This window comes from Synechococcus sp. 60AY4M2 (genome assembly GCF_002760375.1).
Taxonomy (GTDB): Bacteria; Cyanobacteriota; Cyanobacteriia; order Thermostichales; family Thermostichaceae; genus Thermostichus.
Genome location: NZ_AUMZ01000001.1, coordinates 186,685 through 209,556, shown reverse-complemented (window position 1 = coordinate 209,556; position 22,872 = coordinate 186,685). Strand labels below are relative to the sequence as shown.

At 62.8% G+C, this 22,872-nt stretch carries 21 protein-coding genes; 7 read left to right on the top strand and 14 right to left on the bottom strand.

Annotated elements, in window-relative coordinates; genetic code table 11:
• Positions 1-35: 35 nt before the first annotated feature.
• Entirely contained in the window at positions 36-1,307 is a 1,272-nt protein-coding gene (gene gvpJ / locus SYN60AY4M2_RS14180; protein WP_228375199.1) for a gas vesicle protein GvpJ, read from the top strand.
• A gap of 119 nt (positions 1,308-1,426) precedes the next feature.
• Positions 1,427-3,004, top strand: a complete 1,578-nt coding sequence (locus tag SYN60AY4M2_RS00885; RefSeq protein ID WP_099812105.1) for an NAD(P)H-quinone oxidoreductase subunit N — start codon at positions 1,427-1,429, stop codon at positions 3,002-3,004.
• 166 nt (positions 3,005-3,170) lie between these two features.
• Here the strand turns inward: SYN60AY4M2_RS00885 and SYN60AY4M2_RS00880 are convergent, their stop codons facing one another.
• From SYN60AY4M2_RS00880 to SYN60AY4M2_RS00855, 6 genes are all read right to left on the bottom strand, one after another.
• A complete protein-coding gene (locus SYN60AY4M2_RS00880; RefSeq protein ID WP_099812104.1) occupies positions 3,171-3,740 on the bottom strand; it encodes a photosystem I assembly protein Ycf4 in 570 nt (189 codons plus the stop codon).
• A gap of 220 nt (positions 3,741-3,960) precedes the next feature.
• Complete coding sequence (locus SYN60AY4M2_RS00875; protein ID WP_099812103.1) at positions 3,961-5,082, bottom strand: S-layer homology domain-containing protein; 1,122 nt, start codon at positions 5,080-5,082, stop codon at positions 3,961-3,963.
• A complete protein-coding gene (locus SYN60AY4M2_RS00870) occupies positions 5,070-5,384 on the bottom strand; it encodes a DUF3181 family protein (protein WP_011430332.1) in 315 nt (104 codons plus the stop codon). The genes SYN60AY4M2_RS00875 and SYN60AY4M2_RS00870 overlap by 13 nt, the downstream gene beginning before the upstream one ends.
• 51 nt (positions 5,385-5,435) lie before the next feature.
• On the bottom strand, positions 5,436-6,023 hold the full coding sequence (locus SYN60AY4M2_RS00865) for a hypothetical protein (RefSeq protein WP_228375200.1): 588 nt from the start codon (positions 6,021-6,023) through the stop codon (positions 5,436-5,438).
• A 66-nt stretch (positions 6,024-6,089) separates the two neighbouring features.
• On the bottom strand, positions 6,090-6,650 hold the full coding sequence (locus SYN60AY4M2_RS00860) for a zf-HC2 domain-containing protein (protein ID WP_083759162.1): 561 nt from the start codon (positions 6,648-6,650) through the stop codon (positions 6,090-6,092).
• A gap of 2 nt (positions 6,651-6,652) precedes the next feature.
• A complete protein-coding gene (locus tag SYN60AY4M2_RS00855; protein WP_011430335.1) occupies positions 6,653-7,315 on the bottom strand; it encodes a sigma-70 family RNA polymerase sigma factor in 663 nt (220 codons plus the stop codon).
• Between the two features lie 268 nt (positions 7,316-7,583).
• On the opposite strand from SYN60AY4M2_RS00855, the gene SYN60AY4M2_RS00850 reads away from it, so the two are divergent.
• The 4 genes from SYN60AY4M2_RS00850 (at position 7,584) to SYN60AY4M2_RS00835 (ending at position 11,946) form a co-directional block, all read left to right on the top strand.
• Positions 7,584-8,309 carry a Crp/Fnr family transcriptional regulator gene (locus SYN60AY4M2_RS00850; RefSeq protein ID WP_099812102.1) on the top strand — a complete coding sequence of 242 codons (726 nt, stop codon included), beginning with the start codon at positions 7,584-7,586 and terminating at the stop codon, positions 8,307-8,309.
• Positions 8,310-8,338: 29 nt separating this feature from the next.
• Positions 8,339-8,833 carry a DUF427 domain-containing protein gene (locus SYN60AY4M2_RS00845; RefSeq protein ID WP_011430337.1) on the top strand — a complete coding sequence of 165 codons (495 nt, stop codon included), beginning with the start codon at positions 8,339-8,341 and terminating at the stop codon, positions 8,831-8,833.
• 65 nt (positions 8,834-8,898) lie between these two features.
• Positions 8,899-10,920, top strand: a complete 2,022-nt coding sequence (locus tag SYN60AY4M2_RS00840; RefSeq protein ID WP_240527656.1) for an SH3 domain-containing protein — start codon at positions 8,899-8,901, stop codon at positions 10,918-10,920.
• A 63-nt stretch (positions 10,921-10,983) separates the two neighbouring features.
• Positions 10,984-11,946 carry a CbiQ family ECF transporter T component gene (locus SYN60AY4M2_RS00835; RefSeq protein WP_011430339.1) on the top strand — a complete coding sequence of 321 codons (963 nt, stop codon included), beginning with the start codon at positions 10,984-10,986 and terminating at the stop codon, positions 11,944-11,946.
• Here SYN60AY4M2_RS00835 and SYN60AY4M2_RS00830 read toward each other — a convergent pair.
• The 4 genes from SYN60AY4M2_RS00830 to SYN60AY4M2_RS00815 form a co-directional block, all read right to left on the bottom strand.
• Positions 11,884-14,811 carry a GAF domain-containing protein gene (locus SYN60AY4M2_RS00830; protein WP_099812101.1) on the bottom strand — a complete coding sequence of 976 codons (2,928 nt, stop codon included), beginning with the start codon at positions 14,809-14,811 and terminating at the stop codon, positions 11,884-11,886. The two genes, SYN60AY4M2_RS00835 and SYN60AY4M2_RS00830, sit on opposite strands and share 63 nt — an antisense overlap.
• Positions 14,812-14,967: 156 nt before the next feature.
• The gene (locus SYN60AY4M2_RS00825) at positions 14,968-15,588 is read right to left on the bottom strand and encodes an NADPH-dependent FMN reductase (RefSeq protein WP_240527366.1); all 621 of its coding nucleotides are present in this window, start codon (positions 15,586-15,588) and stop codon (positions 14,968-14,970) included.
• A 53-nt stretch (positions 15,589-15,641) separates the two neighbouring features.
• Positions 15,642-17,918, bottom strand: a complete 2,277-nt coding sequence (locus SYN60AY4M2_RS00820; protein WP_099812100.1) for a fused MFS/spermidine synthase — start codon at positions 17,916-17,918, stop codon at positions 15,642-15,644.
• Between the two features lie 119 nt (positions 17,919-18,037).
• The gene (locus tag SYN60AY4M2_RS00815; RefSeq protein ID WP_228375204.1) at positions 18,038-18,595 is read right to left on the bottom strand and encodes a hypothetical protein; all 558 of its coding nucleotides are present in this window, start codon (positions 18,593-18,595) and stop codon (positions 18,038-18,040) included.
• 464 nt (positions 18,596-19,059) lie between these two features.
• On the opposite strand from SYN60AY4M2_RS00815, the gene fba reads away from it, so the two are divergent.
• On the top strand, positions 19,060-20,139 hold the full coding sequence (fba, locus tag SYN60AY4M2_RS00810) for a class II fructose-bisphosphate aldolase (protein ID WP_011430345.1): 1,080 nt from the start codon (positions 19,060-19,062) through the stop codon (positions 20,137-20,139).
• A gap of 109 nt (positions 20,140-20,248) precedes the next feature.
• Here the strand turns inward: fba and SYN60AY4M2_RS00805 are convergent, their stop codons facing one another.
• The 4 genes from SYN60AY4M2_RS00805 to cobM all read right to left on the bottom strand — a co-directional run bounded on the left by SYN60AY4M2_RS00805 (position 20,249) and on the right by cobM (position 22,711).
• Entirely contained in the window at positions 20,249-20,482 is a 234-nt protein-coding gene (locus SYN60AY4M2_RS00805) for a hypothetical protein (RefSeq protein WP_011430346.1), read from the bottom strand.
• A gap of 40 nt (positions 20,483-20,522) precedes the next feature.
• The gene (locus tag SYN60AY4M2_RS00800) at positions 20,523-20,729 is read right to left on the bottom strand and encodes a hypothetical protein (protein WP_099834884.1); all 207 of its coding nucleotides are present in this window, start codon (positions 20,727-20,729) and stop codon (positions 20,523-20,525) included.
• A 333-nt stretch (positions 20,730-21,062) separates the two neighbouring features.
• Complete coding sequence (gene sufU / locus SYN60AY4M2_RS00795; RefSeq protein WP_011430348.1) at positions 21,063-21,551, bottom strand: Fe-S cluster assembly sulfur transfer protein SufU; 489 nt, start codon at positions 21,549-21,551, stop codon at positions 21,063-21,065.
• Between the two features lie 365 nt (positions 21,552-21,916).
• Positions 21,917-22,711, bottom strand: a complete 795-nt coding sequence (gene cobM, locus SYN60AY4M2_RS00790; protein WP_099812099.1) for a precorrin-4 C(11)-methyltransferase — start codon at positions 22,709-22,711, stop codon at positions 21,917-21,919.
• Between the last annotated feature and the right edge of the window lie 161 nt (positions 22,712-22,872).

Here is a 22,872-nt window from a genome sequence, read left to right as displayed (position 1 = left end):
GGGACTCAGGTATGGAGTTCGCTAGGCCCCGGCGAATGTCCCCCCGCATTTTGGCTCTGGATTTTGATGGTGTGCTCTGCGACGGGCGGGCGGAGTATTTTGCCTCTTCCTGTCGGGTCTGCGCCCAGGTGTGGGGCCTTGCTCCTGCCCAGTTGGAGTCGTTGCGCCCTGCCTTCGACCGCCTGCGCCCGCTGATCGAGACCGGCTGGGAGATGCCCCTGCTGCTGTGGGGGCTGCAGCAAGGGATCCCCGAAGACGCTTTGCGCCAAGACTGGCCCGGCTGGCGGCAGCGGTTGTTGCAGGGAGCGGGGATCTCCGAGCAGGCTTTAGCCCAAAGGCTGGATGAGGTGCGGGATCGCTGGATCGAAGAAGATCTGCAGGGCTGGCTGGGGCTGCACCGCTTTTATCCGGGAGTGGCGGCTTGGATGCGCCAGATCCAGGCTGCTGGCGAGCCCCGCCTGGCCATTCTCAGCACCAAGGAGGGGCGGTTTATCCAGCAGCTTTTGCTCCGCGAAGGGATCCAACTGCCGCGCCACCGTATCCTGGGCAAGGAGGTGCGCGCCCCCAAGGCCACCACCCTCCGGCGGCTGCTAGCAGCGACCCAGGTAGCGCCTGAGGAACTCTGGTTTGTCGAGGATCGCCTGCAGACGCTGCGCCAGGTGCAAAGGGTGCCGGACCTGGAGCAGGTGCTCTTGTTTTTGGCTGCCTGGGGCTACAACCTGCCCGAAGAGCGGCAAGAGGCGGCGCGGGATCCCCACCTCCATTTGCTTAGCCTGGAACAGCTCTTCCAGCCCTTTGAGCAGTGGTTGGCTGCTCCTTCCCCCCGCCTTGCTATCAGCCCGGCCAGCCCGGAAGACTTGAGCCGGGCCCGGCTCACCCCTGGCCGGAAACGCCCGGAAGCCGGTTTGGCCTCGCTGGTGCTGACCTTGGTGGAGCTGCTGCGGCAGTTGATGGAAGCGCAAGTGGTGCGACAGATGGAGGCCAACCGCCTTTCTGCCGAGCAAATCGAGCGGGCTGGCAGCAGCCTCCAGGCCCTGCGGCAGCAAATTCGGCAACTCTGCGCCCTGCTGGAGATCGACCCGGCAGAGCTCAACCTAGATCTGGGGGATCTGGGCTCTCTCTTGCCCCGCCAGGGGGACTACTACCCCGGCCAACCCCACGGCGAGGGATCCCTGCTGGAACTGTTGGATCGGCTGATCAACACCGGGATCGTCATCGACGGCGAGATCGACCTGGGCTTGGCCGACTTAAGCCTCATCCACGCTCGCCTACGATTGGTGCTCACCTCCAGCGCCAAGCTTTCTTGAAACCAGGAAGTGTCGATGGAGACAATTGGGAGAAGAAATGCCAGAAGCAAGCTAGGGAGGCCGGAAATCGCGGTATGCTGGCTTTGGATCCCGTTAATCTCTCTTCATAGTCTTCCCCTATGGATGTCTTCGCCCCAACCGGAAACCTGCATGCCGGCGCCATTTGGCCGGAGGTGGTGGTTACCCTCACGCTGTTGATCGTCCTGGTGGTGGATTTGGTGGGTGGGTCGGCGGCGCGCAAAAGTCTTCCGGCCCTCTCCCTCTTTGGTTTGCTTGGGGCCTTGGTGACCTTGGTGTTGCAATGGCAGCAGCCCCAGTTGGAGAGCTTCTTGGGCAGCTTTGCCGCGGATCCGGTGAGCATTCTCTTCCGCGGCCTGGTGGTGGCGACGGCAGCCCTGACGGTGATGATGGCGGAGCGCTACTTCCTCCAGGCAGGCGCGCCCACGGGCGAGTTCTATGTGCTGCTCCTCACGGCCACCTTGGGGGGCATGTTCCTCGCCGGGGCGACGGATCTCATCATGGTGTTCGTCTCCTTGGAAACGCTGGGCATCGCCAGCTACCTGATGGCCGGCTACACCAAGCGGGATCCGCGTTCTTCCGAGGCGGCCCTGAAGTATCTGTTGACGGGGGCCAGCAGCACCGCTATCTTCCTCTACGGCATGTCGCTGCTTTATGGCCTGTCGGGGGGACAGACCCAGTTGGCGGCTATTGCGCCCTACCTGGCCAATGCCGGGCTGGTGGGGATCCTCGCTTTGGTGTTCTGCCTGGGCGGCATTGGCTTTAAGCTGGCGGCGGTGCCTTTCCACCAGTGGACTCCTGATGTCTATGAGGGATCCCCGACGCCGGTGGTGGCCTTCTTGTCGGTGGGATCCAAGGCGGCAGGCTTTGCCCTGGCCATTCGCTTTTTGGTCACCGTCTTTCCGGCGATGACAGAAGAGTGGCGGGCGGTGCTCTCGGTGCTGGCCATTTTGACCATGGTGCTGGGGAATGTGGTGGCGATTGCCCAAACCCGCCTCAAACGACTGCTGGCCTATTCTTCTATTGGGCAGGCGGGCTTTGTCTTGATCGGTTTGGTGGCGGGCACCGAAGCGGGCTATGCCAGCTTGATTTTTTACCTGATGGTCTATTTGGCCATGAACCTAGGGGCTTTTCTGTGTGTCACCCTCTTCAGCCTCAAGACTGGCACCGACGAAATCAACGAGTACAGCGGCCTCTATCAGAAGGATCCCTTTCTCACCCTTTGCCTGAGCATTTGTCTGCTCTCCCTGGGCGGGTTGCCGCCGCTGGCCGGCTTTTTCGGCAAGCTCTATCTCTTCTGGGCCGGCTGGCAGGCAGGAGAATACACGCTGGTGCTGGTGGGCCTGGTGACTAGCGTCATCTCCATCTACTACTACGTGCGGGTGGTGAAAACCATGGTGGTAAAAGAGCCGCAGGAGATGTCGCTTTCGGTGCAAAACTACCCCCCAACCGACTGGCAGGCCGAGGGCATGCCGGCTTTGCGGGTGGGCATGGTGGTGACGCTGGTGGCCACCATCTTCGCTGGCATCCTCTCCAATCCTCTATTTACCCTCTCCACTCAGGCGGTGGAGCAAAGCCCGTTTTTGGGGTTCCCGACAGCCCAGGCTTTTGCTCCAGGGTCGGCCAGCCCTTCTCTGGCCGTTGCAGGATCTGCAGCTTTGCCTAGCCGCGGTTCCTAGACCTTCCTCAAGGGCGCCGCAAGGCACGGCTCCCTTACCCCCAGCCCTTCTCCCTTCGGAAGGGGAAATTTACTGGGACAATTGACCCGATGTTGTTGAGACGGTTTCTGGGCTATCTCAATTCCTGGGATCCCTGACCAGCAGCCGTCCACAACCAAACAGAATCTCAAATACCTTCTAGGCTGACATTGAGAAAGCGGGCGATCTCAGCGGCTTGGTTTTCGATCTCGGCCAGGGGAGGGGGCTGGCCGACGCCGGTGAGGGGGATGTCGCCGCGTCCTTTTATGCGCAAGTAGATGGCGCGGCGAGGGTTGAAGCCCTCTCGCAGCTCCACCCGCAGGCTTTGCACCTCGGCAAAGTCGTATTCTAGGCGCACCTCGCGGTTTTTGCCCGGAAAGCCCTGCCGCACCAGGGTTATCTTCTGGGTGCGGCGGTCGAACTCGTTGTAGCCGCCCCCCAGGTTCCAGTACAGGCTCAGCCATTGATACAGCCCCGCCAGGGATCCGAGCACGCCGTAGAAGAGCATGGCAATGCCCTGGGGAATGAACACCAGGCTGGCGGGATCGGAAAAGGGGAGCAAGTTGCGGTGGAAATAGCTGGAAAGACCCGCCAGGGTAAAGCCCAGCCCACCCCCTGTCAGCGCCACCGCCCAAAAGTAGACGCTGGGCCGCCGCGACCCGATTACGGTGTAGCGCAGCAGGTCTTCCGAGCGAATTTCGGGAACAGTCGCAGACACAGACGGGATCCCTGTCGATTTTCCAAGTTGGCTTCTCCCATTTTATAGGCGGGGAGGAGCTTGCCCTGTGGAGCAGCAAGAGAGTTAGCATTTTTCCGCCGCCAACAACAAGAGCAGCCAGGGGGTTGGTCCTTTTGCAATCCAGCCTCAGGGGGGCGAAGCAGGAGAGGGGGTTAAGCGCTGCGGCCCTCTCCGCTTCTACGCTGGGATCGCCCTCAATTTAGGGCTGAGGCTCGCGCGGCGTCACAATTTCCCCTGCCCCTGGGGTGACGGCTGGAGGTTTAGAGTTGCCAGTGGCGCTGGGAGAGGGGTCGCCCTCAGGGGTGGGAGGAGGGGAAGGGGTCTGGTCTGGCTCGGCAACAGGAGGAGAAGGCTCAGGGTCGGGGGGCTCGGCTGCGGGAGTTGGGGTTGGCAAGGCAGCTTCCTGAGCCGTTCGCTCCCCAAAGGCCGAAAGGGCAATCGCCGCTTCCCCGCGGCTGACCGGCTCAAAGGGGTTAAACGTGCGGATGGGGCCGAAGGTGCGCAACACCGTGGAGGCATTCTCCAGGCTGCGATCCGCCACCAGGGGGGCAACGGCCTCGTCGGGGATCTGGGCCGCATCGGTAAAGCCCCAACGCTCCTCCAGCTCTGCTCGGGATCCCTTGATCTGGCCGGGCGGCAAATCCAGAGGTGCCTTCATGCGGATCAGCTCTGCCCGCGACAGCAAGCTGTTGGGGCGGAACTCGCGGTTGGCATCGCCGACCACCAGGCCGGCAGCTCCCAGGGCCTGGATGTAGCGAAAGTTGAGATCCTCCTCCGGCACATCCAAAAACAAGGGGCGCTCGCCAGCGGATCCCAAACGGATTTGGCGGCTGGGCTGGTCGGCGTGAATGGCGTTGTTGGCCAGCACCAACCAGCGGGCAAATTCGCCGCGACGAACGCTACGCTGCGGCTGAAACTCACTGCCAACAATATCGGCAAAGACACCCAGCCGATCCAGATCAGAGACAGCACGGGCCACCAGGGATCCGGGCTCCAGATCCGTGAAACGGCTGCTGACCTGGCTGGGCGGGGGCGTGAAGGAAGCAGGGGGGGTGGCAGGAGCAGAGGGGGAGCGGGATCCCGGCAGAGGCGTGGGCGTCTCCGGTCGGTCGGCGGAGAGAGGGGGAGGCAGGCCCACCGGTCGCACCGCTCTTTGCAGCCGCTCTCCCCACTCGGTTCCCTGACAGGCCGACAACAGCCCCAGCAGCAAGGCAAAACCAGCGGCCCTGAGCCAGGTGCCGGCTGGAGGCAGCGACCGCCTAGACTGCTTGAGCCGATTGAGCTGATGCTGCAATGCTTTCTCCCCCTCTACTGAGCCCATTTGCGGCTGAACTCCTCCAGCACATCCAACAAGTTCAGCAGGCTTTGCATCGGCAACAGATCCGCCAGGGGCAATTCTTTGCGCCCACCCCCCACTTTTACCGGGATCCGTTGCAAGATCTCCGTGACCGCGTCCTCATCCACCTTGCCTGCCCTCACCTGGGGGGCCAGTTGTTCTGCCAAGAGGGTGTGCAGATGGGCATCCCGCAGGTAGAGGTGCCAGCGGGCTACATCGATGTAAACTTCCTCGCCAATGGCAGCGGCCAACTGCTCGATCTCTGGGTTGCTGGGCACTTGGGCCATCGCTCAGCTCCGTCAGTGGTTGCCCTCTGCCGATCATAACTTGGGCCCACCTCAGGGAGAGCTGGCGGCAGAGCGGGCCGGTAGAGGCAGGGCGAAGTTCTCTTGCAACTGCCGCAGCAGCAACAGGTGTTCCAGCGCCAGGCGATCCCGTTCTGTGCGCAACTGGCTCAGTTGGGCCTGAATTTGACGGATATCGGCCTCGTCAGAGTCCCAGGTTTGCAACAGGCGGTAGAGGCGCTCTTGTTGGTTGGCAATCTGCCGGTTCAGGCGGGCCAAGCGGCGGCTGAACTCCCTATCCATTTCCTCGGCCAGCTCGAGGTCGGGCAGCAGAGCCAGGCGATCCCAATGGATGCCCAGGTCGGCCAAGGTGGGGAGGGGCGGATCCAACTCCTTAAGGAGGGGGAAATCGGGAAAAGGCGATAGCTCTATCTCGGGAGAGGCCGGTTGGTTTTGGGCGGGGGTGGAAGCCTGAGAGCCGGCCAGCGGTTGGGTGAGACGGGATCTGGGTGAGGGCAGGTTGGTGGGCTCCAGGGCATGGGGATAAGGACGTGAGTCCTGCGGCGCTGCGAAATGGCTGCCACTGGGGTCAGCCTGGGCCGACAAGGATCCCAGACTAACTAGCCAAAGGCAAACTGCCAAACCGCAAGCTCCGCGAACTGCTTTTTCCACCCTCCACTCCTCAATCTTTCTCAAGCCTGCTCAGAATCATTCCCAGCTCACCTCGTCGCCGAGGTTCGGCGTTGTCTCAAACAAAATTGAGTAGGCATCTTGTTTTTGCCCCGGCTCGAACAGATAGCGCTGGGCAACCCGGGCAGAGGCAGGCACGATGGCCACCCGCACCGGCGGCTCCTCTAGCGACACCAACGGCTGGGGATGCGACCAACGCCAGCCCGCCCAGCCGGCTCCCGCCAAGGCCACCCCAGCCGCTGCCACCCGTCCCCAAGGGGTGCCCCTGCACCGCCGCCAGCTCAGATCGAGCGCCGGCCTGCGGTCCAGCTCCTCGAACACGCGGCTGATCAGCAGCTCTGTTTGGCCAGGATCCAAAGTTGGGGCCTTGAGGTTGGCCAAGCCGGCCTGCAAGGCTGCCAGTTGGCTGTACAGTTGCCGCGCTTGGGGATCGCTGGCCAGCCAGTCTTCCACCTGCCGCGCCTCTTGGGGCGACAATTCCCCATCCAGGTAGGCGCTCAACTGTTCAAAGCGCTCCTCCACCAGCGGCAGTTCTGGCTGGGAGTCCTCGCGGTCGGGGTTAAGGTTGCCGCGAACCATGGTCATTCACCATCGAGGTAGGGTTTTAGGGTGGATTGTAAGCGGGCGCGGGCGCGGGCAATGCGAGACTTAACGGTGCCCAAAGACACTCCTGTGATCTCGGCAATTTCCTCGTAGGCCATCCCCTGAATTTCCCGCAGCAGGATTGTCTGGCGAAAAACCTGAGGCAGGTCGCGGACGGCTTGGTGCAATTGCTCGTAAAACTCGCAGGTGGTGAGGTGCTCATGGGGGCTAGGGCTCTCGCTGGGCAGCTCCCATTCCACCTCACTGTCCCGCATCGAAATCGGGGCATCCAAAGAAAGGGGCTGCTGCTGCCGTTTGCGCTTGCGCAGCTCGTCATAGAACAGGTTGGTGGCAATCCGCCCCAACCAACTGCGAAACTTCGCCGGCTCCTGCAGCCGCTTTAGGTGGCGGTAGGCCCGGATCCAGACTTCCTGGGCCAGGTCGTGCCGGTCAGGCCAGTCGGGGGCCAGGTGGTAGAGCACCTTGTCCACATAGGCCTGGTGACGGCGTATCAGCTCAGCGAAGGCCTCGCGGTGGGGCCGGGATCCCTGCTGGCAGAGCAGCACCAGATCCACGTCAGCGAGCTTTTCGGGCCGCACAGGCACGTCCTTCACCCAGACCGACCAGCGCTGGCCACTGATGTCGCTGAGGGCAGCATCCATAGGTACCCATAGATTATCGAAGGACAACGACGGAGGGATCCCCTCCCAAGCAGAACCTCTGTTAGCTAGACGATAATGGCGCAGTTTGAGTTCCTCCCGCTCGGCCCCCACTCCCCAAACTCAAGGCAGCTGCAAAGGTTCCAGAGGCCGCAGCGGCTACAAGCTCTCGGATTTTGGGGCAGGGGACCCGACCTAGGGCGAACACTCTGCAGGATAGCCCTTGAGCCGGCGACTGGGCTACAGTGGGCTTGCGCTAGGGTCAACCGGCATGAATTCTGATGTCTCTGCTGCCCTCCTCTCCGAGCTCAAGGCGGTGCCGACGCTGGCCCAACTCTCAGCAGCCTCTCTGCAATGGTTGGGATCCCAGGTGAAGCTGCGGGATATTGCGGCAGGACAGGCGCTCTTGATGCAGGATGCCTGGGGCAACGTCGTTTATTTGATCCTCTCTGGCTGGGCCAAGGTGCGGCGGTCTGTGGGGATTCGCACAGCAGAAGGGACACAAGACAGCGCCCAAACCCTGGCTTTGCTCGGGCCGGGCGCTTGGGTGGGGGAAATGGCGGTGCTGGACGAAGCCCCCCGCTCGCGGGATGTGCTGGCCCTGACCCCGCTGCGGGCGGCCGGGATCCCGGCGGCCACCTTCAAGGCGCTGATGCTGCAGGAGCCGCACCTGTGTTATCGCCTGGCTTGCAGCCTCTCCCGCCGCCTGCGCCTGGCCAATTTGCAGGCCGATCTGGATCGACAAAGCCCCCCGCTGCGGGTGGTGCATGCGCTGGTACAACTGGCAGAGGCCTTTGGCGAGAAAACCGAGCAGGGCGTGCGCATTGTTTACCCTCCCCTCCAGGATTTGGCCGATATCAGCCAGGTCAGCCGGGAGGTAGCGGCGGCGGTGCTGGGCCGCCTGCAACAGCAAGGGGTGATTCAGGTGTTGCCGGAGCACCAGTCTCTGCTGCTGGTGCAGTACGCCAAACTGGTAGAGGCCACCCGCCTGCTCTAGGTGCATCCGTCCTGTTTTGGAGACTGCCCATGCGCCCCCGGCCCATCCCGCCCCGGCCCGGACAAGAATCCGTCTGGGACTACCCGCGCCCGCCCCGCCTGGAGCCAACCGCCGAGCGGGTGGAAGTTTTCTTTAATGGCGAGCTCATCGCCCACAGCTGCCGCTGCTACCGCATCCTGGAAACCAGCCACCCGCCCACCTACTACATCCCCCCCGCCGATGTGCGGCTGGAGTATCTCCGCCCCAGCGCCCGCACCTCCTTCTGCGAGTTCAAAGGATCTGCCCGCTACTGGACGGTGCAAGTTGGATCCCAGGTGGCCGTGGATGCCGCCTGGAGCTATCCGGATCCCAGCCCGGAGTTTTGGCCCATCCGCGACCACCTCGCTTTTTATGCGGGCCGCGTGCAGGAGTGCCGGGTGGATGGAGAACGAGTCCGGCCCCAGCCGGGAGATTTCTACGGCGGCTGGATTACCTCCAAGGTCGTAGGCCCCTTCAAGGGGGAGCCGGGGAGCTGGGACTGGTAGGCTCTAGGCAAGAGGGGATCCCTTTTGCCGAGGAAAAGGACTACAGTTAAGTCGATAGGGGTCAGGTGTCCAAAGACGCCTTGACGCGAGCAGGAAAGCGGACAAAAGCCATGACGGTGCGGGTGCCCCTCGACTACTACCGGGTTTTGATGCTGTCACCACGGGCGGACGAGCATCAGATCGAGCAGGCCTACCGAGAGCGGCTCGATCCTAAGCCGGGCGAGCGCTCTTGGCTGCTGGGGTTTTCGCCGCAGGCCGTGGAAGCTCGCGCTCAGCTTATTCAAGAGGCAGCCTCGGTGTTGCTTAACCCAGAGGCGCGACAAAACTACGACGAACACCTGACACCGGCGGATCCCACCCTGACGGTGGAAGAGCCCCTCTTGCCAGGAGTGCTGTGTTTGTATTGCGAAGTCGGAGAGTACCAAGCGGCCTTAGATTTGGCTCAACAGATGCTGGAGCAGGGCCACCCTGCCCGTTCTGACGCCATTTTGGCGCGGGCCATCGCCCGGTTGGAGCTGGGCCGGGAAGCCTGGCAACAGGGATCCTACGAAGAGGCGGCGCGCTCTCTGCAGGCGGGCCTGGCGGAGCTGGAGGAGTATCAGGCTTTTCCGCAGCTGCAAGCAGAGCTCCGCCTTGATCTGGGCAAGCTGCGTCCCTACCGCATTTTGCAGCTCCTCAGCCTTGAGACTAGCGCCCCCGCCCAAATCGGCAAAGAGGCGCTTGCCGATCCTGTCCTGGCGCGGCAGCAAGGGCTTGCCCTCCTGAAAGCCATGCTGGACGAGCGGGGTGGCATTGAAGGAAGTGGGCAGGATGGCTCTGGCCTCAGCACAGAAGATTTCTTGCGCTTCATCCAGCGGGTGCGCCGTCACCTTACTCTCCAAGAACAGCAGGAGCTGTTTGAGCGAGAGGCCGAGCGTCCCTCGCTGGTGGCCGCCTACTTGGCCGTGCAGGTGTTGCTGGCAGCAGGCTATCTGGAAAAACGTCCGGCCTTGGTGCGGCGTGCCCGCGGCTACTTGGCCCGCCTGGCCCAGCGGCAGGATGTCCATCTGGAGCAGGCCATCTGCAGCCTGTTGCTGGGGCAGACCGAGGAGGCGCTTGACCATCTGCGCTCCAGCCAAGAAACAGAGGCCCTGCAGTTTATCGAAGAACACTCCGCCGGCTCCCCTGACCATCTGCCGGGTCTGTGCCGCTTCACAGAAAGGTGGTTTCAAGAGGAGGTGTTCCCAGAGTTTCGCGGCCTGGAAACTGCCCAAGCAACCTTGCAAGCTTACTTCGACAACCCCCAGGTTCAGGCTTACCTGGACGAGATGCCCAGTCGCGAGAGCTCGCCGGCGGGGACGCTATCTCCCCCATCTTTCCACCCCGCACCCCATTTGCCTGCTATGGTGGGTGGCCCACGCCTAACTGAGCAAACACAAGAATCGCCTCGCCCGCCCGCCCCCTTTCCGCGGGGAGGGACAGCGCCTCCTCCAGAGCCCCCGCGTATGTCCGATTTGCCCGCCTACCGGCGCGGCGAGGGGCCGGCCAAGCCCCCCTTCGAGGAAGGGATCCCACACGCCCACGAGTGGGGATCGCAGGAGGTGGAGCGTTACCGCCGCAGCCGCCTGGGATCCCGCCGTGGTCGGGGTGAGCGCCCTGCCATTCCCCTCGGCATCGGCTTGGCCGGAGTGGTCGGCGTGGGCATCCTCTCCCTGCTGGTGATCTGGCAGATGCTGAGGAGGCTGTTCACGCCGCCAGCGCCGCCGCTGGAGCAGCCCCAGGTGCAACTGGAGCAGCCGCCGGTTGCCATCGACGCTCCGGGCCAGCCAGAACCCACGCCTGAGCCTGAATTGACCGGCCCTCTGGCCGAGTGGCGGGGTGTGCGACAGGTGCGGGTGATTGCCAATGAGGGCATTAACATTCGCCAGCAGCCCAGCCTGACTGGGGCTATCGTCGGGGCCGCCCCGCGCCAAGCTTTGCTGCGGGTGGTAGAGGTGCAGGCTGGCGAAGGACAGGTGCCTGTCTGGTTGCGCGTTGAGCGAGAGGGGGCCCCAGGGGGATGGGTCGCTGCCCAATCCGGCTCAACCCGTCTGGTGGAGCGACTCTAAGCCTTTCCTGCTGCCAGCTTCCGTTCTCCTTTTGGGGGATAACCTGTCTCCCGTTTGCCTGCAGTGGATATTCTGCGCAATGCCCCGCTGGGAATCTACCTGGAAGAGCCGCGCACCTGGCTGCACCGCCTCGATCCGCGCGTGAAGCTGGCCTGGCTGCTCAGCTTTCTGCTCAGCCCAATTTTGGCTGGCAATGGCTGGCGCCTGGCCGTGGTGGCGGTTCTGTTGTTCTTGACGGTGGCAGCCCGCCTGCCGCGTCGGGTCTGGTCGGGCCAGCTCTCGCTGGTGTTAGCCCTCAGCCTGCTCACTTTTGGGATCACCAGCTTCGCTCCCGATGGGTTGGGGGTTTTCCCGCAGCCGCAGCGGCAGGACGCGCAGGTGGTGGGCTATGGGCTCATCCCCGGCTATGACGGGGGGGTGGAAGAGGGATCCCGCGCAGCAGCCAAGCGGGCCTGGCGGGAGCAAACCCGTGCCTGGCCGACTCCCTACCGCTACCGCTTGCTGCAGGTTTCCCTAGGGGAGCGAACCTTTCAGGTGTCCCGCCGTTCCCTGTCGGTGGCTTTGCGGCTGGGCACCCTCATCTTTACGCTGCTCTACGCCACCAATTTGTTTTTGCTGACCACAGCCCCAGAAGAGATCACAGAGGGGATCGGCCACCTGGTGCAGCCTCTAAAACGCTGGGGATGGCCAGTTGCGGAGGTGATCCTCACTCTCACCTTGGCGCTGCGCTTTCTGCCGCTGGTGATGGAGGAGGTGCAAAACCTGGTGCGGGCGGTGCGCACCCGCGATGTCCGCTGGGGATCCCTCAGCTTCCGGGGCGGGATCCAAACCCTGCTGGCTCTGGTGGAGCGCTTTTTTGAAAACCTGCTCCTGCGGGCAGAGCAGACAGCCATGGCCATGCAGGCGCGTGGGCTGACCGGCCCCGACCACCCCTTGCGCTGGCACCGCCTACACCTGCGGCAGCTAGATCGCGGGGCGCTGGCCCTGCTGCCCCTGTTTTGGCTGCTGAGGGCCTTGTCCCCCTGAGGCTACGGCCGGGGGACGCAGTTCCTTGCCAGCCAGCGGCAGGAGCAGCCGGGCAACGGAGCGCCCATCCCCAGAGGAATAGAAGGAGAGCTGCCCTCCCATCCGCTGCAGTAGCCGTTGGCACAGGCCAAGTTCCAGGCCGGGGCTCGCCGAGAGCGGCGATTGGAAGAGGGGATCGGCGTAGATGACCTGTTGCGGATCCCATTGCAAGGCCGTCAGCAGGTGGGGATCGAAGCTGCCCTGATCCACCACCAGCAGCTCTGCATAGCCCTCTGTGGCTTGGCTCCACAGATCCAGCCGCCCCCCCTCCGGGCTGCGCAAGGCAGCGGCCAGCAGCACTTCCCAGAGGATCATCTCCAATCGCCCGACATCGCCCTGGACGACGAGGCTGAGGTCGCCGTGGGCGCGCGGCCACAGCTTGCGTTTTTGGGTCAGGCCCTCCACTCGGCGCAGGCTTTTGCGCACCAAGGTTGCTAGGGGCACCGACAGCAACTGCGGCTGCACCTGCCACGTTTCCGTCTGCAACAGCGGCTCGGCGAAGACGGCCAGATCCCGCAGCTCCCTGCCGATTTCCACCACCTTTTGCCAGCGGGTGGCCTCATCTCCCCGGATGCCCGGCACTTGGCCAAGGCGGCGCAGGCCGTCCAGCAGGGCATTTTGCAGATCCAGCAGGCGGCGGTGCTTGTACCAATTCAACTCGCTGAGCACCTCCTGCCGCTCCTGCAAAGTTTGCACCCAAAGCAAGCGCCGCAGCGTCCAGCCACAGGTTTGGGCCATCAACGTCACAGCCGCCTGCTCCTCTGCCTCCCAGACTCTGTCCGCCTCTGCTCCCAGGATCAAAACCCCCAGGGGCTCCGGCAGCGAGGGATCCGTCTCCCCCAAGGGCACCAGCAGCCAGGATCCCAGGCCCACCGAGTTTAACCAGGCGCGGCTGGCAGCCGGGATCTGGTCTTGGGCAAGCGGGAGGGGACCCCTCGCCTGCAGCGCAGCGGCCAGCAAGGGATCCTGCCGATTGATCTCAGTGGGGCCGCTGGGGCAGAACTCGGGGGCAGCGGCAAAGGGCGGCTGCAAGCAGGCCCGGCTCTCCCCCGGCTGCCAACTGACCACCAGCGCCAAAGGGATCTGGAGGAGTTGGGCCGCCTGTTGGGCGATGGTGGCGTAGAGAGCCTCAGGGGTGGCCAGGTTTTGCAAAGTCAGACAAGTGGCGATCAGGCCGCTGAGCAAGTGCTCTTGCCGTTCCTGCCGTTGCTGAGACCGAAGTTGCCGCAGGAGCAATCCCACTTGTTGGGCAGTCCCGCGCAGCAGTTGCCGTTCTTCTCGGCTCCAAGCCCTTGGCCGCGGGTGGAGCACTAGGATCAGCCCTTCGGGGGTGGCAGTGCCGCTGGCGCCGGTATGAGTCAGCATGAGGGAGCGCACCCCCAAAGGGGCCAGTTCTTGCCGCCAGGAGAGCAGGCGCAGATCCTGGTCGTAGTTTTCCGCCGCCACCACCTCGCTGCGCAGCAGATCCTGCCAGTCTTGCTCGCTTAAGGAGCTGAACTGCGGCGGCAGAGCCTGCTTGCCCTCGCTGCGGTACTCGGAGAAGAGGCGGGGGTTCGGCCTATCGGGATCCACTGTCAGGACGGCCACCGCACTGGCTTGCAGACGCTGGCCCAGGCCGACGACGGCTTGCTGGAGAGCCTGCGGCAGCTCCGCCGGGTTGTAAAGCGAACGGCCCACCTGCTGCACAAACTCTTGCTCGTCGGCCAACTGGCGGATGCGGCGATCCAGATTTTCCAGGGGGGCGGCTAAGGCCAGCCCATTGGCGGCGGCGGCCACCAACTGGCGCTCCACAGCTTGCCAGGTGCGGGGCACATCCGATTGCACCCAAATGAACCCCAGCAGATCTTTCTCCAGCAAGATGGGGGCGGCCAAGGCCGCCTGGGCCCGCAACTGCTGCATCAGCTTGAGGGGGATCTCGGAGCGGGTCGTCCCTGTGCCGCCTACCACCACCTGGCCATCGGCGAGGGTGTAGTACATATCTCCCAACTCCCGCAGCGAAAGGCCGCCATCTCCTGGCGACGCTGCTCCTGCTTTGGCCTCTTTGGACATGGGGGCAGGAGTAGGTGGCTGGCTGGGTCTAGAGGCGCTTCCATGGGGAACAAACCGCCCCCGGCTGCGCTCGTGCCAGTACACCTGGATATGGACGGCGCCCAGGCAAGTCTGCAGCTCCTGCCTCACCAGGCTGACCCGTTCCTGCAGGGATCCCGCCTGGCATATCGCCGTTCCCAGCCTCAGGAGCGAATCCTCAAGGCGTTTTTCGCTCTGCTGCCTCCAGGCATTTTCCAGCTCCTGCAAAGAGGCGGCCAACTGGCCCAGCAAAATCCCCAGGAGCGCTTTCTCTTCCTCGCGGGTGGTAACCCCCCACATCTGGGATCCCAGCATCAGGATCCCCAGGCAGCGCCGCCGCCCTGCTGCTGAAAAGGGGTAGATGAAGCAGCCTTGGATCCCGCCCAGGCGCCTGGCTTCCCGCTGCCAAAGGCCCATGCGCGGCTCCTGGGAAAGATCGGGCACGCTGATGGGCCGCTGCTCGATCACCACCTGCTCCAAGATCTCCCCCGGCTGCAGGGGATGCACCCCTCGCAAGAGAGTTGGCTCCTCCACAAGGCTAAACCCTCCCTGACCCAGCAACTGGTGATTTTGATAGTCATAAAAGGCCAGCCAGATCAGCGGCGCCCCAAACACCGCCTTGACATACTCCAGCGTGAGCTGAATGAGGGCATTGGCATCGCTCTGCTCCCGCATCTGTTGCAAGGTTGCCTGTAGGGCAACTAGGGGAGAGATGGCCCCAGCTCCACTGGAAGAATAGGGGGAAGGAGGTTGAACCATGGCCCGACGTGGGTTATGCAGGTTTCTGCAGAGGGAAAGCGGCCGCAGCTTTCTCTTGGCCCACCTTAGCCATGCCGTTACTTGGGCGTCAGCCCCTCTCCCAGGAAAGGGGAAGCCCCTCTTGAAAATGGGGCTGCTGGGGAACCTAGGCCCTTTTCAAGGAGCTGGGAGCCGGGACCCGCGCAGTTTGGAGGTGTTGGTGACCAAGCTCTGCACAAAGCGTTGCAAGCGCTGGCGTAGGTTTTCGTCCTTGAGGTTGCCCTGCTCATCGAAGGCGCTCCAAGCCCGACCAATGGCAATCTGCTCCGGGATCGCCCAGCCATGCACCCACCGCACAATTAAACGCATCTGGTTGAGGGTATTGCTGTTGCTCTCACCGCCCAAAACGCTGATCAGCCCGAAGACCTTGCCCTCTAAGTGTTCAAAGCTCAAGAGATCGAGAGCATTCTTCAGGCTGCCGCTGATGCCGCCGTGGTACTCAGGGCTAGCCAGGATGATCCCATCGGCCCGCTTCATTGTTGCCCGCAAAACCTCCACGTCGGGATAGTCCGGGTAGGATTCCGAACCATCGGCAAAGGGCAACTTCATTTGCCGCAGGTCGAGGATGTGCAAGAGAAGCCTCAACCTCTCAAACTCGCGCCGCACCACCTCTAGCGCCTGATAAGTCAAAGAATTGGGCCGCAAGCTGCCGCCGATGGCCACGAAACAAGCTCCAGAGGCTTCAGCCATGACGGCTTGCCAATCGACAGTAGGGGCTTGCAGGGTTGAAGGAGACATAAGCCAGGCTCCTGAGCAGACATTAGTTATGCTTCAAACAATCATAACTCATACTAAATCTGCATTGTAAAGATTTCTTTAGCCGTCTTGCTGAATAAGGCTGACGCATTGCCGAAGCGTCGCGCAGCGATAACAGCCGGATTCTGCTTCGGAGCTGGGATCTGGATATCTCCCAGCAGGGGAAGCTGGGGCCAGCGGATTACATGTAGCAGGTTGGAAAAATCATCTCGCCAGAGGGGATCCCCAGCTTGGGGCAAAAGGGGCTGCCAGGGATCCCAGTCTTGCCGGCCACCAGGGCTTTTGGCCATCAGCACCCAGTGGGAAGGGGCTAGCCCTGCCCGGCGCTGGGCGGCGGTGAGCTCTTTATGGGCTTGCTGCCAGGCGGGAAGCCGCAATGCTCTTGCCAAGGCGGCCAGCACTGGCGCCAAGTCCAGGTGGCGGTTGGTGATGTTAAAGAGCAGCCAGCCCTGGGGCTTGAGCTTGCGGAGGTAGAGGGTCAGGGCCTCCTGGGTAAGCAGATGCACCGGCACGGCGTCGGAGCTGAAGGCATCTATCACCATCAGGTCGTAGCTGCCATCGGGGATCCCTTGCAGGCGGAGCCGGGCATCGCCCAAGATCACCCGCACCTGCGCCCGCCGGCTGGCCCAATCGAGATAGGGGAAGTAGCGGCCCGCCCAGTCGGCCACGGTGGGATCCAACTCGAAAAACGTCCACTCATCCCCTGGCTCGGCGTAGGCGGCCAAGGTGCCGATCCCCAGCCCCAGCACCGCCACCTGGGCCGGAGAAGAGGGCGGCTGCGCCCGCCACCGCTGGAACACCTGACCCACCGGCCCCTCGCGGGAAAAATAGGTGAGCGGCTCCAGGGCCTTTTGGGGATCCAGGTTTTGGCTGCCGTGCAGGGTGGTGCCGTGGAGCAGGCTGCGGAAGGATCCGTCCTCAGCGTGGTATTCCACAATCCGGTGGAGGCCAAAGGCGCTGCGCTCCTCGGCCACCACCTGGAGCCCCGGCGGCAGCCAGGTTTGTCCTAGCAGCAACACTAGACCCATCCCTGTTCCCACCCAGCGCCTTCTGCTGCCTTCTCCTACAGACCCCAGAAGGGCCATCCCCAGAGCCAAGCCCCCAGCGGCTCCAAGGCGAAAGAGCGCCTGAGGACGAAAGCCCAACAGCAACAAAGGCAAGAGCAACCCCAGCCCTAGCGACAGGCCCAGCCGCCCTCCCCGTGCCGCTAAGGCCGCCAGCGACACCCCCAAGAGCAGGGGGTACTCCAGTAAGGTCTCAAACATCTGCGGCGCCAGCAAAGCGGAGAACAGCCCTCCCAAGCTGCCTCCCACAGCCAGCCACAGGTAAAACTGCGTCAACTGCTGGGCGGGTGGACGGGATCTGGCCAACTGACTGTGACAGGCCCAGCTCACCAGGCCAAAAGCCCCCAGATGTAGCGGCAACACCCAAAACCAAGGTCTCGCCCAGCCCAGAACCTGGGCCCCTAGCGCTCCACAGGCCAGCAGAGCCGTTGTCCCTAAAGCCAAGTCATTGGGGTAGAGGCCGCCGAAGGCCAGTATGAAGGTCATGAGGTAAAGGCTCAGGGGAACGGCCCACAGCAGGGGCACCGCCGCCACGTCGGTGGTCAAGAGGGTGGTGGCCGCCACCAACAGGCCCGCCGGCAAAAAGGCCCAGCCGGCCCAGCGCCAACGCTCCCGCCAGGAGACGGGGGGGATCTCCTCCACGGGATCTCCCCTCGGGAAAGTCACCTCCCGCCCGTTCAGCATGAGCCCCACCCCACCCAGCAGCACCAGCGCTGCGACCAGAGCGTAGGATCCCGTCCACAGGTGGGTTTGCCCCGACAGAGACAACCGCGGCTCCAAGAGCAGCGGATAGCCCAGCAGCCCCGCTAGGCTGCCGGCATTGCTGGCCACGTAGAGCCCGTAGGGATCCCTTTTCGCCTCTCCCAGCGCCCGCTGCAGCAACGGCGTCGTCCCCGACAGGAGAAGCAAGGGTACTCCCGCCCTTGCTGTCAAGTCAGCCAACAGAGCTAGGGAAGGGAAGACCCCTTCCAGTTGGCCAGGGATCCCAAACTGAAAGGGCAAAAACTTCAGCCCCGCCAGCAGGAGGATCCCGTGCAGCAGCACGCCCCAGCCGGGAGCGAGCCCTCGCCCCAGCCGGTCTGCCCACAGGTAGCCCAGCAGCAAAGCGAGCTGGAAAAAGACCAGGCAGGTATTCCAAACCAGGGGGGATCCCCCCCAGAGCGGCAGCAGCAATTTGCCCACCAACAACTGCCCCCAAAAAAGGCAAAAGGCGCTGCCGAACAACGTGAGGCCAACCAGCAAAACCACAGCCGTGCCCCCAACCCCTGGCTGTCAGTTCTAAGAAGCTTGGATGCCGGTGCTGGATTCAGGGGCGGATCCCAGCAGCCGCGAACCTCCGCCCGCCCAAGGGAAGTTGCAAACCCAGCTCAGCGGCTCATCACCTGTAGGGGAAAGCGTTCGGCCAACTCCCCTTCCACCTTGGGTAGCCATTCTTCTTGGAACACCCACACCTGGCCCTGCTGCACGCGGCCATCCGGGTTTTGTGTTAGCTCCAGCCAATAGACAAACTGATCCCCCCGCAGCACCACGCCTTGGGTGGCCAGGGCAAGACTGTAGCCGGGATTGTTGGCCAAGGCTTCAGGGGCCGGGTAGCGGATCACCTCCACCGCCCGATCCAAATCGGCGGCGATCTCCGGCCCGTAGATCTCGCGAATGGCTTGGAAAAGATCCTCTGCCGTCAGCCCTTGCGGGCGAAAGAAGGTCATGCGCTCCGAGCGAATCGTCTCCCGATCCAGCGGGTTGATGATCCGGCCCGGCGGGGCCACCGAGGCCAAAAAGGTAAATCGGGATCCATCCGGCTCCACGCGGTGAATGTTCAAGGTTTCGCCCGGGCGGGGCCGCAGCACAGGATTATTTCTCACCCAGGCCGCCGCTTGATCCGGCGATTGCCCAGGGATCCCCCATGCCGCCGATGGAAGGCCCACCACTGCCCAGCAGGCTATGGCCAAACCGATTGCGTCAGCGGGACGGAGTCCTTTCGCGTCGTCGGGACGCAGTCTTCTACCCCGGCCCGACAAAGTCCTTCCCCAGCTCGCGCCCAGGATTGGCCACGGATTACAATGCACCTTCTCAATCCTCCGGACAAACAAGACAAAATGCAAAACGAAAGGCGAAAATAATGTCCACAAAAAGCTAGAAGTTAACAGGCGGGCGTAGACAAGGCGACGTTTACCTCGGAGCGCACCCCGCTCTACCCATGTCTAGTGTATCTGGAGAGCGCAGCGGGATCGTTGCGCCTCAGCGCGAGCATTGCGGCCAATAGTGGCAAGGAGGCTTTGGCGAAATCCCCAAATCTCCGGGGTCACATCCCGCAAAACGTAAAAGATACCTTAAGATTAACGGTAAGCAAATCTCACACGCATCAGGTCAGCACCTCAGGAGGTAACCGATGGCTCTCGTTCCCATGCGGATCCTGCTGGATCATGCCGCCGAACATGACTACGGCATTCCGGCTTTCAACGTTAACAACATGGAGCAGATTCAAGCAATCATGCAAGCTGCCCATGAAACCAACAGTCCAGTCATCCTGCAAGCCTCTCGAGGGGCGCGCAAGTATGCGGGCGAGCACTTTTTGCGCCACCTGATCCTGGCGGCAGTGGAAACCTATCCCCACATTCCCGTCGCCATGCACCAAGACCACGGCAACAGCCCCGCCACCTGCTACTCCGCCATCCGCAACGGCTTCACCAGCGTCATGATGGATGGCTCCCTCAAAGAAGACGCCAAAACGCCGGCCAGCTATGAGTACAACGTGGCCGTTACTGCCGAGGTGGTGAAGGTGGCCCACGCTGTCGGCGTGAGCGTGGAAGGAGAACTGGGCTGCCTGGGATCCCTGGAGACAGGCCGCGGGGAAGCAGAAGATGGCCACGGCGCTGAAGGGGCCCTCAGCCACGACCAACTGCTCACCGATCCGGATCAAGCCGTGGACTTTGTGGAGCAAACCCAAGTGGATGCGCTGGCTGTGGCCATCGGCACCAGCCACGGCGCCTACAAGTTCTCCCGCAAGCCCACGGGCGACATTCTCGACATGGAGCGCATCGCCGAGATCCACCGCCGCCTGCCCAACACCCACCTGGTGATGCACGGTTCCTCGTCGGTGCCCAAGGAGCTCATCGACATCATCAACCAGTACGGCGGCTCCATTCCCGAAACCTACGGTGTGCCGCTGGAAGAAATTCAGCGGGGCATCAAAAACGGAGTGCGCAAAGTTAACATCGACACCGACAACCGTCTGGCCATCACGGCTGCGGTGCGCCGCGCCCTGGCCGAGAATCCGAAGGACTTTGATCCCCGCTCTTTCCTCAAGCCTTCTATCAAGGAAATGCAAAAAGTGTGCGCCGAGCGCTACATCGCCTTCGGCTGTGCCGGCCACGGCACCAAAGTCCCGGTGGTTACCCTGGACGAGATGGCGGCCAAGTATGCTTCTGGCGCTTTGGCGGCTCAGGTGAAGAAGACGGTTGCGGTCTAGCCCTCACACCCAGCCGCTGCAGCCCAAAGGTTCTAACTCAATATCGACAGGTGAGGGGATCCTTTGTGGATCCCCTTTTGCTTTGGAGGAACTTGATGCGTTTTGCCGGTCAGGCAGCTTTTGCTACAGAAGGTTTGTCCGCTTCGACTTGCTGGTTCAGCAACGCCAAAGTCAGGCGATCCAGCATTTCCAAGTCGGCCTCAGAGTAGCGCCGCTGAAAGAGCAGCTCGTTGATGAGGTTTTCTTGCTGCAAACTGAGAAAGCCGCTGCGGAAAACTTGCTCCACGATTGCTTCGATACTAAGGGCCGGAGCAACAGGGAGAGAATTCAAAGAGGCATTCATGGTCGTTTCCGTTTGAGAGGGTTCGTTCGAGAGTTCCCGATTACTTGTGCCGAGGAACGAGATAGCGCTGCTCGATCTGCTCCCTCCAGGAACGGGCGACCTCAGTCTGCAGCTTGTCTACAGCAGAAGCATCGTCCTGCCACTTGAGGGAAACCCCCAGTAGCTCCCCCATGGGAAAGTGCTCGCTCAGCAACGCCGCCAAGCGGTAAGTACGGTAATCTAGCGTTAGATCTACACCAGCTTGCATCTGTATTTCCTCCGCATTTCCAACGTTTACGTCCCCATCATAGCCCAAATATCCGTAAAAAAACGGAAAACACCGAGAATCCACGTACGCGATTTCTAGGATTTTTCTACGCCATTTGGCGGATAGCGGCGGGGATCCCACGGAGCTGTGGGGTGAGTTCAGGGATCCCAGCTCAGCAGAGCCGCGGTTGCGGCGGCCAGGGTGGCGGCGTTGAAGGGCTTGCTGGTGAGGTCATTGGCTCCCAGCCGAGCAAAGAGGCAGCCCGGGCATCCCTGATCCCAGGAGTTCTCTGGATTACAGGGATCCCCTCCATTGCCGCCCGGAGGTCGGAACCTAGTCGGCGTCTTCGTTGCTCACAAAACCTGGGTTGTCCGGGGATCCACTGGGTGCGGGCGATTCCAGGGCGTGTTTGAGGGCATGCCAGGCCAGGTTGGCGCACTTGATGCGTACCGGGAACTGGGCAACTCCCTTCATGGCATTGAGGGAGCGGTACTCCCGCGGAAACTCTTCGCCGCCGCGCATCATGGCCTGGAAGCGCTCGACCAACTGCAGCGCTTCGGGGATGGTGCGCCCGCGCACGGCATCGGCCATAAGATCGGCAGAAGCCAGGGCAATGGCGCAGCCCTCTCCCTCAAATTTGATATCGGCAATCCGCTCCTGGCCGGGATCCAATTGCAAGGTGAGGTCGATGGTGTCGCCACAGGAGGGGTTATGGCCGCGTTGGCGACGATGAACCGGATCGACCCTGCCGAAGTTGCGGGGCTTTCTGTAGCGTTCCAGGATGACTTGCTGATAAAGTCCGCGCAGGTTGTCGAGAGGCATTGTCGTTCCCGCTTGGTCGCTGCTTGGGCCAGAGCCCTATCCCCACCCTCCAGGGGCTACGGCTCCTTCCGGCCAATCTGGCTAGGCCCAAGCTAACTAACTTAATCTTAACCCTGTTCTCTGGGCTGCAACGGCGGGGCAAGGCAGGGCCTCCTCATCTCCCAGATCAAGCGGGTGGATTTCGACGGCTGCCCCGCCCAGTTCTGCCGGAACCTGCTCCCTCCACCGGCAGCAGGGTAGGTCTTGGGCGGGGGCTGGCGGCCTTTTTCGCTGACCAGCAGGGCAACACGCCCAGGTGCCCAAAGTAGCTGCGACAGGCCGGGGGCCTCCAAGGCAAGTCCTAAAAAAGCCAGTTGCAGTAGAGTCTAACGGTGCCGTTTGGGACGGAAGAGGTGGGCGTGGTCAGGGCTGTAGAGCCGCGAGCGGGCCGAGCCGGCTCCTGCCAAGCCCCGTAGGGCGGGACTGATGAGGTAGAGCACGGTGCGCTCTAGGCCGGCTTGCCGGGTGAGGGCCGCCATCTCCGCCAGGGATCCCAGCCAGATCCGCTCGTCCGGCCAGCCCAGACGGTAGCAGATGGCCACAGGGGTATCGGCGGGATAGTGGGTCATTAGATCCGCCTGGGCCTGTTCCACATGGCGGGCGCTCAGATACAGACACAAAGAGGCGCGGTGGGCCGCCAGGCTGGCCAGGGCTTCTGCTTCCGGCACGCGCGTCCGACCGCTGGCGCGGGTGAGGATGACCGTCTGCACCAGCTCCGGCACCGTTAGCTCCACCTGCAAACGGGCGGCTGCCAGTTGAAAGGCGCTCACCCCCGGCACGATCTCAAAGGGGATCCCGGCCTCCGCCAGCCGAATCAGCAACTCGTGCAGAGCGCCGTAAAGAGACGGATCCCCATCCTGCAGCCGCACCACCCGCCGCCCCGCCTTAACCCGCTCCACCATCTGGGGCAGCAGCGTTTCCAAGGTGAGGGAGCGCGTGTCGATGGCCTCCACGTCGGGGCGACAATGGGCCAGCAGCCCCTCCGGCATCAAAGAGCCGGTATAGAATACTACATCTGCTTCTGAGAGTACTCTCTGGCCGCGCAGGGTAATCAGCTCGGGATCCCCAGGGCCGGCGCCGACAATGTGCACCGGCCAGTAGGACGAAGTCGGTTGGCTCATCGGGTTTCTTCCCATCCTAGCAGCAGAGGGCTACCCCCGAGGATGGGATCCCCTGCAGGCTCTGTCCCTTGACCTGGCCTGTATTATGTGTAGTACAATAGAATACAGGCTGCCTGGGCAGAGGGTTGCGCGCTTTTGCGTGCCACGGGCGAGCAGGGAGG

Coding starts and splice junctions, on each gene's coding strand:
- gvpJ (WP_228375199.1), top strand. CDS start 36: ATGTCCCCCCGCATTTTGGCTCTGGATTTTGATGGTGTGCTCTGCGAC.
- SYN60AY4M2_RS00885 (WP_099812105.1), top strand. CDS start 1,427: ATGGATGTCTTCGCCCCAACCGGAAACCTGCATGCCGGCGCCATTTGG.
- SYN60AY4M2_RS00875 (WP_099812103.1), bottom strand. CDS start 5,082: ATGGGCTCAGTAGAGGGGGAGAAAGCATTGCAGCATCAGCTCAATCGG.
- SYN60AY4M2_RS00870 (WP_011430332.1), bottom strand. CDS start 5,384: ATGGCCCAAGTGCCCAGCAACCCAGAGATCGAGCAGTTGGCCGCTGCC.
- SYN60AY4M2_RS00860 (WP_083759162.1), bottom strand. CDS start 6,650: ATGGTTCGCGGCAACCTTAACCCCGACCGCGAGGACTCCCAGCCAGAA.
- SYN60AY4M2_RS00855 (WP_011430335.1), bottom strand. CDS start 7,315: ATGGATGCTGCCCTCAGCGACATCAGTGGCCAGCGCTGGTCGGTCTGG.
- SYN60AY4M2_RS00850 (WP_099812102.1), top strand. CDS start 7,584: ATGAATTCTGATGTCTCTGCTGCCCTCCTCTCCGAGCTCAAGGCGGTG.
- SYN60AY4M2_RS00845 (WP_011430337.1), top strand. CDS start 8,339: ATGCGCCCCCGGCCCATCCCGCCCCGGCCCGGACAAGAATCCGTCTGG.
- SYN60AY4M2_RS00830 (WP_099812101.1), bottom strand. CDS start 14,811: ATGGTTCAACCTCCTTCCCCCTATTCTTCCAGTGGAGCTGGGGCCATC.
- SYN60AY4M2_RS00825 (WP_240527366.1), bottom strand. CDS start 15,588: ATGTCTCCTTCAACCCTGCAAGCCCCTACTGTCGATTGGCAAGCCGTC.
- fba (WP_011430345.1), top strand. CDS start 19,060: ATGGCTCTCGTTCCCATGCGGATCCTGCTGGATCATGCCGCCGAACAT.
- SYN60AY4M2_RS00805 (WP_011430346.1), bottom strand. CDS start 20,482: ATGAATGCCTCTTTGAATTCTCTCCCTGTTGCTCCGGCCCTTAGTATC.
- SYN60AY4M2_RS00800 (WP_099834884.1), bottom strand. CDS start 20,729: ATGCAAGCTGGTGTAGATCTAACGCTAGATTACCGTACTTACCGCTTG.
- sufU (WP_011430348.1), bottom strand. CDS start 21,551: ATGCCTCTCGACAACCTGCGCGGACTTTATCAGCAAGTCATCCTGGAA.
- cobM (WP_099812099.1), bottom strand. CDS start 22,711: ATGAGCCAACCGACTTCGTCCTACTGGCCGGTGCACATTGTCGGCGCC.